This window comes from Streptomyces sp. NPDC057099, assembly GCF_042671245.1.
Classification (GTDB): domain Bacteria; phylum Actinomycetota; class Actinomycetes; order Streptomycetales; family Streptomycetaceae; genus Streptomyces; species Streptomyces purpurascens.
This window is the reverse complement of the sequence record NZ_JBHUTX010000048.1, coordinates 1-12,608: the sequence shown is the minus strand read 5'-3', so window position 1 is coordinate 12,608 and position 12,608 is coordinate 1. Positions and strand designations below refer to the sequence as shown.

Below are 12,608 nucleotides of genomic sequence, written 5' to 3'. Positions count from 1 at the left end.
CCGTGCGGCAGTCTGCATGAGCATGGACAAGAAGATCCTTTCGCGCGACGGCACCCGCATCGCCTACGAGAGCACCGGACAGGGCCCCGCGGTCGTTCTGGTGAGCGGCGCGATGTCGACGGGCGGCACCCTGGCGCCGCTGGCCGTGTCGCTCTCGGAGCGTTTCCAGGCCGTGGTGTACGACCGACGGGGCCGCGGTGCCAGCGGGGACACCGCGCCGTACGCCGTGGAGCGTGAGCTCGAGGACCTGGCGGCGGTGATCGAGGCGGTGGGCGGCGAGTCGTTCCTGTACGGCATCTCGTCGGGCGGGGCGCTGGCCCTGGAGGCGGCGGCGAGCGGACTGCCGGTGCGCCGCGTCGCGGTGTACGAGACACCGTTCGCGATGTCCGAGGAGGGCGCCGAGGAGCGCGCGGAGTACACCGGGCGGCTGACGGAGGCGCTCGCCGAGGGACGGCGCGGCGACGCGGTCGAACTGTTCCTGCGGCTGGCCGGCCTGGCCGAGGGGATGATCCAGGGCGCCCGCCAGTCCCCCATGTGGGCCGGCATGGAGGCGATCGCCGCGAGCCTCGCCTACGACGACGCCGTCATGCGCGACGGCCGGGTGCCCCGCGACCGGCTGGCCGCGGTCGGCGTCCCGGTGCTGGCGGTCGCGGGCGACGCGAGCCCCGCCTGGCTGCGTGAGGCGGCCCGGGCGATCGCGGACTCGGTCCCCACGGGCACGTACCGCACGCTCCAGGGCCAGACGCACATGGTCGAGCCGAACGTGCTGGCGCCGGTGCTGACGGACTTCTTCCTGCAGGGCTGACGGGCCCGGCGTCAGGCCACGCCCGCCGTCGCCCGGGTCGTCGAGGCGATCGTCGCCGAGCCCACCACGCGCGTGCCGTCGTACAGCACGATCGCCTGGCCGGGGGCGACGCCGCGGACCGGCTCGGTGAAGGTGACCTCAAGGGAGCCGTCGACGAGTTCGGCACGCACCTCGGTCTCGCCGCCGTGGGCGCGGAGCTGGGCCGTGTAGGTGCCCGGGCCCGCGGGGGCGGCACCGCACCAGCGCGGCTTGATCGCGGTCAGGGCGCTGACGTCCAGCGCGGCGGCCGGGCCGACCGTGACGGTGTTGTCCACCGGGGAGATGTCGAGGACGTAGCGCGGCTTGCCGTCGGGGGCCGGGGTGCCGATGCGCAGGCCCTTGCGCTGGCCGATGGTGAAGCCGTACGCGCCCTCGTGCGTGCCGATCCGTGTGCCGGACTCGTCGACGATGTCGCCCTCGGACCTGCCGAGCCGGTCCGCCAGGAAGCCCTGGGTGTCGCCGTCGGCGATGAAGCAGATGTCGTGGGAGTCGGGCTTCTTGGCCACCGCCAGGTCGCGGCGCTCGGCCTCCGCGCGAATCTCGTCCTTCGTGGTGACCGTGTCGCCGAGGGGGAAGAGGGCGTGGGCGAGCTGCCGGTCGTCCAGCACGCCCAGGACGTACGACTGGTCCTTGGCCATGTCGGAGGCGCGGTGCAGCTCACGGGTGCCGTCGGCGAGCGTGACGACCTTGGCGTAGTGGCCGGTGCACACCGCGTCGAAGCCCAGCGCGAGCGCCTTGTCGAGGAGGGCGGCGAACTTGATCTTCTCGTTGCAGCGCAGGCAGGGGTTGGGGGTGCGGCCGGCCTCGTACTCGGCGACGAAGTCCTCGACCACGTCCTCGCGGAAGCGATCGGCGAGGTCCCAGACGTAGAAGGGGATCCCGATGACGTCCGCGGCGCGGCGGGCGTCGCGCGAGTCCTCGATGGTGCAGCAGCCGCGCGCGCCCGTCCGGAAGGATTGGGGGTTGGCGGAGAGGGCGAGGTGGACGCCGGTCACATCGTGGCCCGCCTCGGCCGCGCGGGCGGCGGCGACGGCGGAGTCGACTCCGCCGGACATGGCGGCCAGGACGCGGAGGGGACGGGAGCGCTGCGGGGTGTCAGTCATAGCCCCTCCAGGGTAAGGGGGCGCGGGAACCAGAGCTCACGAGTATCCGTTGACGATCACATGGGACAGCGGAAGGCTTCGAAGGACGGCGACCGGAAGGTCGGGCGTCGCGCGCTGCTGATCGGCGGGGCGGCGGCAGCGGCGGGCACGGCCGTGCTGGCCCGGGACGAGCTCGCGCGCCTGTGGTGGCGGACTCCCGGCGTCGAGAAGCCGCGCAAGGCGGGCGAGGTCGACTTCGCGGGTGCCCGCTGGGTGGCGGCGTCGGAGGCGAACTGGCGCCGGGCGGACCGCCCCGACGACTTCGGCATAGACATGGTGATCGTCCATGTCACGCAGGGCAGCTTCGACAGCGCGGTGAAGGCCTTCCAGGACCCGGGGCACAAGGCGGCCACGCACTACATCGTCCGCCAGGACGGGCACGTCACGCAGATGATCCGCGAGCTGGACGTGGCGTACCACGCGGGCAACCGCGACTACAACGAACGCAGTGTCGGCATCGAGCACGAGGGCTTCGTGGACCGCCCGCAGGACCTCACGGACGAGATGTACGAGGCCTCCGCCCGCCTCACGGCCCGCATCTGCGCGCGCTACGACATACCCGTCGACCGCGAGCACATCATCGGCCACGTGGAGGTCCCGGGCACGGACCACACGGACCCGGGGCCGCATTGGGACTGGGACAAGTACATGCGGCTGGTGCGGGAGGCGCGCAAGGCCCGGGCGTGACGGGAGCGGCGATCAGCGGCTGTGCATCCGCTCGAGCTGCTTCGTGGCGGCGACCACGGCGTCATGGAGTTCCCGCGCGACGGCGCCCTGCTTGCGCGAGCGCTCGTACAGGGCGCTGGCGCTCAAGCCGGCCGGAAGACGGTCGCCGACCTCGGGTAACTCGATGGCCCGGTACGCGCCGGCGAGACGGATGACGTCGCCGAGAACCTCGCCCAGCCTCTTCCGCCTGAGTACCGCGGCTTCGAACACATCGACCTTCTCCTGGACGAACTCCAGGTCCTTGGCGGTCGTGGGCCTGGTGTCCAGCTGACGGAGCCGGGTGAAGAGATCGGTCAGCGCCGCCAGCGGGCCTGCGAGGTCCTGACGGCGCTGCTTGAGCTTGCGCAGGACGAGATTGACCGCCAGAGCGAGAAGCCCGAGGCCCGCCGTGACCACGGCCGTGAGATACACGGGCGCGGCGGCGGCAGCGGCTTCGGTCAGCGCGTGCGAAGGCATGGCAGGTTCCGTTCCCAAGGGCAGGCGATGTCCCGCAGCGGGGGACTGTGCGCGACCCGTGAGAAACGTGCGCGCAAAGCTCACGTTAACGTTGCGACCACCGAGACCTCGTCGGCAGAAATGCACAATCTGCGACCCCGAAAACTATCCCGGTCGCACAGAAGCCTCTGATGGGGTCCTGGGAGCCGGTTGGGTGGCGCAGATCGGACCTGTCGCGCTGAAGCCCAGGTCATCAGCCCTTTGAGGGCCTCACCTGCGACGCCGCTCCCGAAAAGCGGGGGCAAGCGTTCCGCGTGCGAAACACGTGCGTTCCAGATGCGCGGTTCGCCAAGCGGTTCAACGTGCGCTTCGGTATGCTCCCAGAAACGGAAACGGTAGGTGACCAGCGTGTCCGAGGAACAGGGGAACGCGTTGTTCGACGCGGTCGACGCCCTGCTGGAAGAGGCTTCACCAGTGGACGGACTGCCCGAGCCCGCCGAGCGCAAGCGCCTGCGTGAGGCCGGCAGTCTCAGTCAGGAACGTGTGGCCCACACACTGGGGGTCCGCAGGGAGGCCGTGAGCGCGTGGGAAGCGGGCCGTTCGGAGCCCCGTCCACCCCAACGGGCCGCCTACATCCGGCTGCTGACAGGCCTCGCGGCCAAGTTCCCGCCCCCGCAGAGCATCGCGCCGCAGCAGTCCGTGCTCCGCGCCATCACGGCTCCGGCCGCCGCCCCGCAGTCGGCGCCGGGGAGCGGGCACAAGCCGCAGCGGACCGCGTCCGACTGACCTGGCCTCAGGTCAGCCCCGCCGCCCGCGCCCGTTCCACCGCCGGGCCGATGGCCTTGGCGAGGGCCTTGATGTCGGACTCGGTGGAGGTGTGGCCGAGGGAGAAGCGGAGGGTGCCTCGGGCGAGGTCGGGGTCGGTGCCGGTGGCGAGGAGGACGTGGCTGGGCTGGGCGACGCCGGCGGTGCAGGCGGAGCCCGTGGAGCATTCGATGCCCTGGGCGTCGAGCAGGAGGAGGAGGGAGTCGCCCTCGCAGCCGGGGAAGGTGAAGTGCGCGTTGGCGGGGAGGCGGCCCTCCGGTGCGGGGTCGCCGCCGAGGATCGCGTCCGGCACGGCCGAGCGGACCGCGGTGACCAGGGCGTCGCGCAGGGCGCCGACCTCGCGGGCGAACCATTCGCGCTGCTCGACGGCCAGTCGCCCGGCGACCGCGAAGGAGGCGATGGCGGGTACGTCGAGGGTGCCGGAGCGCACATGGCGTTCCTGGCCGCCGCCGTGCAGGACCGGTACGGGGGCGTGCTCGCGGCCCAGGAGCAGGGCGCCGATGCCGTAGGGGCCGCCGACCTTGTGGCCGGAGACCGTCATCGCGGCGAGGCCGGAGGAGGCGAAGTCCACGGGGATCTGGCCGAAGGCCTGGACGGCGTCCGAGTGCAGGGGGACCCCGAACTCCGCGGCCACGTCGGCGAGTTCGCGGATCGGCAGGATCGTCCCGATCTCGTTGTTCGCCCACATGACGGTGGCGAGGGCCACGTCGTCGGGGTCACGGGCGATCGCCTCGCGCAGGGCGTCCGGGTGGACGCGACCGTGGGCGTCGACCGGCAGGTACTCGATGGTGGCGCCCTCGTGTTCGCCGAGCCAGTGGACGGCGTCGAGGACGGCGTGGTGCTCGACGGGGCTGGCGAGGACGCGGGTGCGGGCCGGGTCGGCGTCGCGGCGTGACCAGTACAGGCCCTTGACGGCGAGGTTGTCGGCCTCCGTGCCGCCCGAGGTGAAGACGACCTCGCTGGGGCGGGCGCCGAGGGCTTCGGCGAGGATCTCGCGAGCCTCCTCGACGGTACGGCGGGCCTGCCTGCCGGCTGCGTGGAGAGAGGAGGCGTTGCCGGTGGCACCCAGGTGCGCGGTGAGCGCCTCTGCCGCCTCCGGAAGCATCGGGGTGGTCGCGGCGTGGTCGAGGTAAGCCATGGTGAGCCCGATTCTACGGCTCTGCTTCCACGGGCCTCAGAGCAAGGTTGGCCGAACGTGAACCGCTTTCCCGCACGGCTGCCGCCCGTCGTCCACGGGCCCGGCCGCGCCATGCCGGCGCACGGTCGTCCGACGGCGGCTCGGAGGCTCAGGAGTGCGGCTCAGAAGCTCCAGGAGATCGAGCTGTCGAACTCCATGAACGCCGCCAGGACCAGCAGGTCCGCGATACCCAGGCCGAGGCCGAGGTAGGCGCGGCCGGGGCGCTCGGTGCCGCGCCACAGGGCGATGCTCGCGAGCGCGATGGCGATCGGGCCGAGGAAGAGGTTGAGGACGAGCAGGCCGAGCAGGCCGAGGATGAAGGACGCGACGGCCATGCCGTCGGTGTCGCGGATACCGGTGCGGCGCGTGGCCGGAGCGGTGAGCTGCATGATGATCGACTCCCTGTCGGGTCGGCGGGCGGTGGTCGCGGGACGGCGGTCAGTGGGCCTGCGTGTGGCGCCGGCGGCTGTGGCGCTCGCGGATCGCGAAGATGCCGAGCCAGGCGGCGATGACCACGCCGGCGGCGACGGAGAACGTGAGCGGCGCGTGGGCCACGGTGCCCAGCAGGACTCCCAGCAGCAGGAGTGCGGCGACGATGAACAGCATGGGAAAAGCCCCCAGAGTTTCGATGAACGGTTGTGGTTACAGTTGTTCACTGACTTCCCAGTCTAGCGTCTCCCATGACTTTCAAATTCCAGAGAACAGTTGTTAACTGCATGGTATGAGTCACACTCTCGGCATCCGGCAGGCCCAGAAACAGAAGACCCGGCAGGCACTCCTGGACGCGGCCCTGGGACTGCTGGAGGAGCAGAGCCTGAGCAGCCTGGGGCTGCGCGAGGTCACACGCGCCGTCGGTGTCGCCCCGACGGCCTTCTACCGGCACTTCCGCTCCACGGCGGATCTGGGCGTGGCCCTGGTCGAGGAGGCGCTGGGAAGCCTGCACCCGATGATCCGGACGACGGTGTCCGCGACCGGCGACCACGAGGAGCGCGTCACACGCGCCATCGAGCTGATCGCCCGTCATGTCGACACGTACCCCGCGCATGTCCGTTTCATCGCCCGCGAACGGCATGGCGGAGTACAGCCGGTACGGGAGGCGATACGGGAGCAACTGGCCCGTTTCGCCCAGGAGGTCAAGGACGAGCTGGCCAAGGACCCGGTCTCCGAGGGCTGGACCGAGGACGACCTGCTGATGCTCGCGCACCTCTACGTCGACCAGATGCTGATCACGGCGTCGCTCTTCCTGGAGGCACTGGAGGGCCCCGAGGAGGAGCGTGAGCAGCGGAATCGGCACGTCGCGCAGGTGGCGACCCGCCAGATGCGGCTGATCGGCCTCGGCCGCCACCACTGGCTGGACTGACACCGCGCGCACAACGCGCCGGGGCGGCACGCCCGTTCGCCGAGCACGCCGCCCCTGTCGTATTCCGCCTACTGCTCCTTCTGCGCCTGCGGGGTCTGCTGCCCCTGCCCGCCCGAGGTCTGACCACCGCCGCCCGGCCCGCCGCAGCCGCCGCCCTGGCCACCGCCGGGGCCGCCCCGCCCGCCGCCCTGAGCACCGCCCGGCGCACCACTGGGCGCCCCCGACGGCGCCCCGGACGGCGCCCCCGACGGCTTGGCACCTCCGGAAGCAGCGTCCGCAGGTGCCCCGGAGGGCGCCCCCGAGGGTGCACCAGAAGGGACGCCCGACGGAGCCCCGGAAGGAGCACCCGACGGCACCTGGCAGGCCTGCTGCTGCCCGGAGCCGCCGCCGCTGTTCGAGGACGACGAGGAGTCACCCGAGCCGCAGGCCGCCAGAGCGAGGGGCGACAACGCCAGCAGGGCCACGGCAGGAAGGAGACGAGCACGCTTCATGAGAGACAGCTCCAGGGAGGATGAGGAAGTCCTGAGGCGAGCACTCAACCAACGCCGCCCAGGACTCCCCTCGGGACGCCCTGTGATCTGCCTGTCAGTGAGGCGAAGTTCAGCCGAGCCTGACCCGGGCGAGCTGCCGGGACTGGGCGACCAGGCGGTCGGCGCTGTCCCAGACCTCGGCGTCCTCCTCCAGGAAGCCGCCGGCGAGGTTGCGCGTGGTGATCGAGACGCGCAGGGGGCCCGGCGCCGGGCGGCAGCGGACGTGCACGGTCAGCTCGACGGTGGGGACCCAGCCCTTCAGCCCGATCTCGAAGGCGGTGGGCGGCAGGGCGTCCACCGCCAGCAGCAGGGAGAGCGGATCGTGGTCACGGCCGTCGGCGAGCCCGAACCAGGCGCGCATCTCGCCCTTGCCGGACGGCTGCCCGAGGGCCCAGCCCAGCGTCGACGGGTCCAGCTTGAGCATCAGGCGGTCGGCGATGGCCGAGCTGCCGTCGACGGGGGCCGGCCCGTCCTCGGGGCCGAAGCAGTGCTCCATCGGCGGGATCGCGGGCGGCTCGGCCGTCGTACGGACGTCGTCGGGCAGGGCGTCCAGGTCGCCGTAGGAGGCGAGGACACGGATGCGTTCGACCTCGCGGCCCTCGTCGTCGTACTGGAAGAGGGAGGCCTGGCCGGTCGACAGGGTGCGGCCGGTGCGCACGACGTCCGTGCGGACGACCGCCGGGCCGGGCTGGGACGCGGTCAGGTAGTGCGCCGAGACGGTGAACGGGTCGGCATGCGGCAGGGCGTCCGCGAGCGCGCGGCCCAGGACGGCCAGCAGATAGCCGCCGTTGACGGCGCTGATGATCGTCCAGCCGGCGGAGAGGTCGATGTCGTAGACGCCGGGCGCGCGGGGGGTGAGCGCGGTGTCGCGGTCGAACTCGCTGTCGCCGATCGTGGCCCGGACGGCCGGGGCGGTGGCTGCTTCTGGCATGGCTGAACAGTACAAGAACTGACTACTAAGCGGTAGCTTTTCTCGCTCGGCCCGCACCCCCGACTCGGTGAGACACGGGCAATTTCTCGGCAAGTGTCCGACTCGTCCGGACAGGCACCCGGGCCCTGCGCGCCGCGGCCCGGACGCTGATGCCGCTGTTCGCGCAGGGGACGGCCGTGGCCCTGGTCTTCACCCTGGTCGGCACCGGCGGCCTCGCCCTGGAGCGGCTGCCCATGGTGCGCCAGACCTTCGACGCGGACACCTGGCTGAGCGTCGATGTGCCGAGGATGGTCATGGACAGCTTCCGCGCACTGCGCGGCCGAGCTCGCCGTCGCCCACCCGGACCGCCACCGGGCCGCCGTCAGCCTGTCCGGCTACAACGGCCCGATCGGCGAACGCGACTCGCTCGCCGCGCGGAGCCCCGCCCTGCGTGCCGGGAACGACCCGTACACGCTGCTGCGCGAGGCGCCCGCCCCGCCACGGATCGCGCTCTACCTCTCCGGCCGGCCGCACGAGGCTACGAGGACGCCGTGGCGCTGGAGCAGGCCGCGAAGAGGCCCCTGCCGAGGAGCGCGGGCGGTCACACCATGGCACTGTGGCGGCCGCAGGTGGTCCCGGCGTTCCGCCGGCTGACGGCGATGACGGGCCGCGTGCCCGTCACGGCAGGAGGGGCTCCTCCTCCTCGCTCACCGTCGACCGCCGATGCCAGGCCCGCGGAGCTCGCCAGTGGTACCGCATCGCGAGCAACCGCAGGACGAAGCCGGTGATCACCGCGAGGGCGCTGGTCAGCGGGGACAGGGCGTCGTACCGGATGCACAGCACCACGATGGTGGAGCCGACGATCGCCGGGACCGCGTAGAGGTCGCGGTCCCAGCGCAGCAGGGAGGGCACCTCGTTGGCGAGCACGTCCCGCAGCACTCCCCCGCCCACCGCGGTGGCCATGCCCAGGCACGCGGAGGCGGTCAGGCCGAGCCCGTACTCGTACGCCTTCGTGGTCCCGGCGACGCAGAACAGGCCGAGGCCGGCCGCGTCGAAGACGTTCACGGCGACCTGGATGCGTTCCACGTGGGGGTGGAGGAAGAAGACGAGGAGGGTGGCGAGCAGCGGGGTGAGGAAGTACCCCAGGTCCGTGAAGGCGGCGGGCGGCACCGCCCCGATGACCAGGTCACGGAAGAGACCGCCGCCCAGCGCGGTGACCTCGGCGAGCACGGCCATGCCGAACACGTCGAAGTTCTTCCGGACGGCCAGCAGGGCGCCGGAGATCGCGAAGACGAAGATGCCGATCAGCTCGAGCGAGTGCTGGACGGACGGGGTGAAGAGTTCCTGGAGCACCCGAACATTTTTACCCACGGCCGAGCCCCCGCCCCCCGGGTGAGGGGCGGGGGCTCGGGCGGAATCACTTCTCGACGGAGGGAGTGGTCTTCTCCGCGGCGGCTTTGTGGGCCGACGACAGCAGCTCGGTGTCCTGCGGCTGCTGGTCCTCGAAGTTCTCCGGGTGGTGGCAGGCGACGCGCTGCCCGGCCCGCAGCTCCTTGAGCGGCGGCTCGGTCGTCTTGCACATCTGGGTCGCCTTCCAGCACCGGGTGTGGAAACGGCAGCCGCTCGGCGGGGCGATCGGCGAGGGCACGTCGCCCTTCAGCAGGATGCGCCCGCTCTTGGTGCCCCGGCGCTTCGGATCCGGTACCGGCACGGCCGACAGCAGGGCCTTGGAATACGGGTGCATCGGCGACTTGTACAGCTTGTCGCGGTCGGCCAGCTCGACGATCTTGCCGAGGTACATCACCGCGATCCGGTCCGAGACGTGCCGGACGACCGACAGGTCGTGCGCGATGATCACGTACGTCAGGCCCAGTTCCTCCTGGAGGTCGTCCAGCAGGTTCACCACCTGCGCCTGGATCGACACGTCCAGCGCGGAGACCGGCTCGTCCGCCACGACCAGCTTGGGGTTGAGCGCGAGCGCCCGGGCGATGCCGATGCGCTGGCGCTGGCCGCCGGAGAACTCGTGCGGATAGCGGTTGTAGTGCTCGGGGTTGAGGCCGACCACCGACAGCAGCCGCTGGACCTCCTTCTTCACGCCGCCCTCGGGCTCGACGCCCTGCAGCCTGAAGGGGGCGCCGACGATCGTGCCGATCGTGTGCCGGGGGTTCAGCGAGGAGTACGGGTCCTGGAAGATCATCTGCACATCACGGCGCATCGGGCGCAGATCGCCCGTGCCGAGGTGTGTGATGTCCTTGCCCTCGAACTCGACCGAGCCGCCGGTCGGTTCGAGCAGCCGGGTGATCAGCCGGCCCATGGTGGACTTGCCGCAGCCCGACTCGCCCACGACACCGAGCGTCTCGCCCTTGCGGACCTCGAAGTCGATGCCGTCGACGGCGCGCACCGCGCCGGTCTGCCGCTGGAGCAGGCCCTTGCGGATCGGGAAGTGCTTCTGCAGGCCGGTCACCTTCAGCAGGATCTCGCCGTCGGCGGCGGAGTCCTTGGTGAGGGTGGCCGCGCTGGTGTCCGGTTTGCTCACCGGTTTCTCGTCGCTCACAGCTTCGGCGCAATCTCTTCGGTCCAGATACGCTCCCGCTGCTCCTGGGTCATGTGGCAGGCGGCCCAGTGCCCGCCGCCGACCTCGGTCAGCTCGGGGCGGACCGTGCGGGTGACGTTGTCCTTCGGGAGGTCCGCGTACGGGCAGCGCGGGTTGAAGGCGCAGCCGGACGGGAGGTTGATGAGGGAGGGCGGCGCCCCCTTGATCGGGATGAGCCGGTCGGTCTCCTCCCGGTCCATACGCGGCATCGAGCCGAGCAGACCCCAGGTGTAGGGGTGCCGGGGCTCGGAGAACACGTCCTCGGCGGGACCGCGCTCCACGCACCGGCCGCCGTACATGACCAGCAGGTCGTCGGCCATCTCGGCGACCACGCCCAGATCGTGGGTGATCATGATGACCGCGGAGCCGAACTCCTTCTGCAGATCATGGATCAGATCGAGGATCTGCGCCTGCACGGTGACGTCCAGGGCGGTGGTCGGCTCGTCCGCGATGAGCAGCTCGGGGTTGTTCACCAGCGCCATGGCGATCATCGCGCGCTGGCGCATACCGCCGGAGAACTCGTGCGGGTAGCCGTCCACGCGCTTGGCCGGCTCGGGGATGCCGACCCGGTCGAGCATGTCGACCGCCCGCTGCTTGGCGGCCTTCTTGCTGACGTCGTGGTGGACCCGGTACGCCTCGACGATCTGCTGCCCCACCGTGTAGTAGGGGTGCATCGCCGACAGCGGGTCCTGGAAGATCATGGCCATCTTCCGGCCGCGCAGCCGCCGTACCTCGTCGGGGTCGGCCGCGATCAGCTCCTGGCCGTCCAGCCACACCTCGCCGGAGACGTGGGCACGCGCCGAGCGGTGCAGGCCCATCAGCCCGAGGGAGGTGACGGACTTGCCGGAGCCGGACTCGCCCACGATGCCCAGGGTCTTGCCCTTGCGGACATCGAAGCTGACGCCGTCCACCGACCTGACCAGACCGTCGTCCGTGTCGAAGTGGATGCGCAGATCCCGTACGGACAGGAACACGTCGTCCGCGGTGGACGGGGCGACGGGGTCCGGTTCGCCGAGAGCGGCTTTGTCGAGCTTGCTCACGAGTACCTCACCCGGGGGTCGATGGCGGCGTTCACCAGGTCGACGATCAGATTGCAGAAGACGATGAAGAACGCCGCGACCATGGTCACACCCATGATGATGGGCAGGTCGTTCTGCTGGATGGACTGGATGGCGTAGGCCCCGATGCCCTGCAGCGAGAAGACGGTCTCGGTGAGCACCGCGCTGCCGACCAGCAGACCGAAGTCCATACCGAAGATCGTGACGATCGGGGTCAGCGCGGAGCGCAGTCCGTGCTTGGCGACGACCGTGGTCTCCTTCAGGCCCTTGGCCCTGGCCGTTCTGATGTAGTCCTCGCCCATCGTCTCCAGCATGCCCGCCCGGGTGAGCCGGGCGTAGAGAGCGGAGAAGAGGAAGGCGAGGCTGACCCAGGGCAGGATCAGGTGCCAGGCCCATTCCGCGGGGTTCTCGGTGAACGGGACGTAGTCGACGCTGTCCCAGATGGGGATCTCGTAGACGAAGAGCGCGAGCAGGATCTGGCCGGTGAAGAAGATCGGGAGCGAGACGCCGGAGAGGGCGATGAACATGGCGATGCGGTCGATGGGCTTGCCCTTGCGCAGCGCGGAGATCACACCGGTCGTGACACCGAAGACCAGCCAGATCACCGCGGCGCCGACGGCCAGCGAGAAGGAGACGGGGATCCGTTCCTGAAGCTGGGGCCACACCTCGACGTGGTTCTTGAAGGAGTACCCGAAGCAGGGTGCGCTGCAGTGCGTCGCGTCGGGACCGAACTTGTAGTCGGCGCCGATCACGATGCCCTTGATGAAGTCCCAGTACTGGACGTAGACCGGCTGGTCCAGGCCGAGGTTCTGCTTGATCGCGGCGACGGACTCGGGGTTCGCGTCCTTGCCGACGTACTGGGTGGCCAACTGGTCGGCCGTCTGGCCCCCGATGCGGGGAACCAGGAAGAAGATGGCGAAAGTGACTGCGCTGACCACCAGCAGCAACAGCACCGCGCCCATGACGCGTCGGAGGATGTACGCAGCCACAGCTGTACGGCCCCGGGTC

The 12,608-nt window shown here is 70.9% G+C and carries 15 protein-coding genes; 4 read left to right on the top strand and 11 right to left on the bottom strand.

Going from position 1 to position 12,608, the window contains the following annotated elements:
* The first annotated feature begins 22 nt into the window (after window positions 1-22).
* Entirely contained in the window at window positions 23-805 is a 783-nt protein-coding gene (locus ACFT4A_RS35310) for an alpha/beta fold hydrolase (RefSeq protein WP_382838732.1), read from the top strand.
* An 11-nt stretch (window positions 806-816) separates the two neighbouring features.
* On the opposite strand, the gene mnmA is transcribed toward ACFT4A_RS35310, so the two are convergent.
* Window positions 817-1,947: a tRNA 2-thiouridine(34) synthase MnmA gene (gene mnmA / locus ACFT4A_RS35305; RefSeq protein WP_382838729.1), complete on the bottom strand. Its 1,131-nt coding sequence runs from the start codon at window positions 1,945-1,947 to the stop codon at window positions 817-819.
* A 60-nt stretch (window positions 1,948-2,007) separates the two neighbouring features.
* On the opposite strand from mnmA, the gene ACFT4A_RS35300 reads away from it, so the two are divergent.
* A complete protein-coding gene (locus ACFT4A_RS35300) occupies window positions 2,008-2,673 on the top strand; it encodes an N-acetylmuramoyl-L-alanine amidase (protein ID WP_382838727.1) in 666 nt (221 codons plus the stop codon).
* A gap of 12 nt (window positions 2,674-2,685) precedes the next feature.
* Here ACFT4A_RS35300 and ACFT4A_RS35295 read toward each other — a convergent pair whose 3' ends face one another.
* Window positions 2,686-3,168, bottom strand: a complete 483-nt coding sequence (locus ACFT4A_RS35295; protein WP_382838725.1) for a hypothetical protein — start codon at window positions 3,166-3,168, stop codon at window positions 2,686-2,688.
* Between the two features lie 378 nt (window positions 3,169-3,546).
* On the opposite strand from ACFT4A_RS35295, the gene ACFT4A_RS35290 reads away from it, so the two are divergent.
* Window positions 3,547-3,933: a helix-turn-helix domain-containing protein gene (locus ACFT4A_RS35290; protein ID WP_382838722.1), complete on the top strand. Its 387-nt coding sequence runs from the start codon at window positions 3,547-3,549 to the stop codon at window positions 3,931-3,933.
* 7 nt (window positions 3,934-3,940) lie between these two features.
* On the opposite strand, the gene ACFT4A_RS35285 is transcribed toward ACFT4A_RS35290, so the two are convergent.
* The 3 genes from ACFT4A_RS35285 to ACFT4A_RS35275 all read right to left on the bottom strand — a co-directional run bounded on the left by ACFT4A_RS35285 (window position 3,941) and on the right by ACFT4A_RS35275 (window position 5,755).
* The gene (locus ACFT4A_RS35285; protein WP_382838719.1) at window positions 3,941-5,110 is read right to left on the bottom strand and encodes a cysteine desulfurase family protein; all 1,170 of its coding nucleotides are present in this window, start codon (window positions 5,108-5,110) and stop codon (window positions 3,941-3,943) included.
* A 161-nt stretch (window positions 5,111-5,271) separates the two neighbouring features.
* The gene (locus tag ACFT4A_RS35280; protein WP_382838716.1) at window positions 5,272-5,538 is read right to left on the bottom strand and encodes a DUF4190 domain-containing protein; all 267 of its coding nucleotides are present in this window, start codon (window positions 5,536-5,538) and stop codon (window positions 5,272-5,274) included.
* A 49-nt stretch (window positions 5,539-5,587) separates the two neighbouring features.
* A complete protein-coding gene (locus ACFT4A_RS35275) occupies window positions 5,588-5,755 on the bottom strand; it encodes a hypothetical protein (protein ID WP_382838714.1) in 168 nt (55 codons plus the stop codon).
* A 115-nt stretch (window positions 5,756-5,870) separates the two neighbouring features.
* Between ACFT4A_RS35275 and ACFT4A_RS35270 the strand changes: the two genes are divergently transcribed.
* Window positions 5,871-6,509 carry a TetR family transcriptional regulator gene (locus tag ACFT4A_RS35270; protein WP_382838711.1) on the top strand — a complete coding sequence of 213 codons (639 nt, stop codon included), beginning with the start codon at window positions 5,871-5,873 and terminating at the stop codon, window positions 6,507-6,509.
* 68 nt (window positions 6,510-6,577) lie between these two features.
* Here ACFT4A_RS35270 and ACFT4A_RS35265 read toward each other — a convergent pair whose 3' ends face one another.
* The 6 genes from ACFT4A_RS35265 to ACFT4A_RS35240 all read right to left on the bottom strand — a co-directional run bounded on the left by ACFT4A_RS35265 (window position 6,578) and on the right by ACFT4A_RS35240 (window position 12,589).
* A complete protein-coding gene (locus ACFT4A_RS35265; RefSeq protein ID WP_382838709.1) occupies window positions 6,578-7,000 on the bottom strand; it encodes a hypothetical protein in 423 nt (140 codons plus the stop codon).
* Between the two features lie 109 nt (window positions 7,001-7,109).
* Complete coding sequence (locus tag ACFT4A_RS35260; protein WP_382838706.1) at window positions 7,110-7,970, bottom strand: thioesterase family protein; 861 nt, start codon at window positions 7,968-7,970, stop codon at window positions 7,110-7,112.
* Window positions 7,971-8,627: 657 nt separating this feature from the next.
* A complete protein-coding gene (locus tag ACFT4A_RS35255; RefSeq protein ID WP_382838703.1) occupies window positions 8,628-9,302 on the bottom strand; it encodes a trimeric intracellular cation channel family protein in 675 nt (224 codons plus the stop codon).
* A gap of 64 nt (window positions 9,303-9,366) precedes the next feature.
* Window positions 9,367-10,485 carry an ABC transporter ATP-binding protein gene (locus ACFT4A_RS35250; RefSeq protein ID WP_382838700.1) on the bottom strand — a complete coding sequence of 373 codons (1,119 nt, stop codon included), beginning with the start codon at window positions 10,483-10,485 and terminating at the stop codon, window positions 9,367-9,369.
* Window positions 10,486-10,499: 14 nt separating this feature from the next.
* Window positions 10,500-11,582, bottom strand: coding sequence for an ABC transporter ATP-binding protein (locus ACFT4A_RS35245; RefSeq protein ID WP_382838697.1), 1,083 nt, complete (start codon window positions 11,580-11,582; stop codon window positions 10,500-10,502).
* Complete coding sequence (locus ACFT4A_RS35240) at window positions 11,579-12,589, bottom strand: ABC transporter permease (protein ID WP_376391508.1); 1,011 nt, start codon at window positions 12,587-12,589, stop codon at window positions 11,579-11,581. Before ACFT4A_RS35240 ends, ACFT4A_RS35245 begins: the two co-directional genes overlap by 4 nt.
* Window positions 12,590-12,608 lie beyond the last annotated feature (19 nt).

Coding starts and splice junctions, on each gene's coding strand:
- ACFT4A_RS35310 (WP_382838732.1), top strand. CDS start 23: ATGGACAAGAAGATCCTTTCGCGCGACGGCACCCGCATCGCCTACGAG.
- mnmA (WP_382838729.1), bottom strand. CDS start 1,947: ATGACTGACACCCCGCAGCGCTCCCGTCCCCTCCGCGTCCTGGCCGCC.
- ACFT4A_RS35300 (WP_382838727.1), top strand. CDS start 2,008: ATGGGACAGCGGAAGGCTTCGAAGGACGGCGACCGGAAGGTCGGGCGT.
- ACFT4A_RS35295 (WP_382838725.1), bottom strand. CDS start 3,168: ATGCCTTCGCACGCGCTGACCGAAGCCGCTGCCGCCGCCGCGCCCGTG.
- ACFT4A_RS35285 (WP_382838719.1), bottom strand. CDS start 5,110: ATGGCTTACCTCGACCACGCCGCGACCACCCCGATGCTTCCGGAGGCG.
- ACFT4A_RS35280 (WP_382838716.1), bottom strand. CDS start 5,538: ATGCAGCTCACCGCTCCGGCCACGCGCCGCACCGGTATCCGCGACACC.
- ACFT4A_RS35275 (WP_382838714.1), bottom strand. CDS start 5,755: ATGCTGTTCATCGTCGCCGCACTCCTGCTGCTGGGAGTCCTGCTGGGC.
- ACFT4A_RS35270 (WP_382838711.1), top strand. CDS start 5,871: ATGAGTCACACTCTCGGCATCCGGCAGGCCCAGAAACAGAAGACCCGG.
- ACFT4A_RS35265 (WP_382838709.1), bottom strand. CDS start 7,000: ATGAAGCGTGCTCGTCTCCTTCCTGCCGTGGCCCTGCTGGCGTTGTCG.
- ACFT4A_RS35260 (WP_382838706.1), bottom strand. CDS start 7,970: ATGCCAGAAGCAGCCACCGCCCCGGCCGTCCGGGCCACGATCGGCGAC.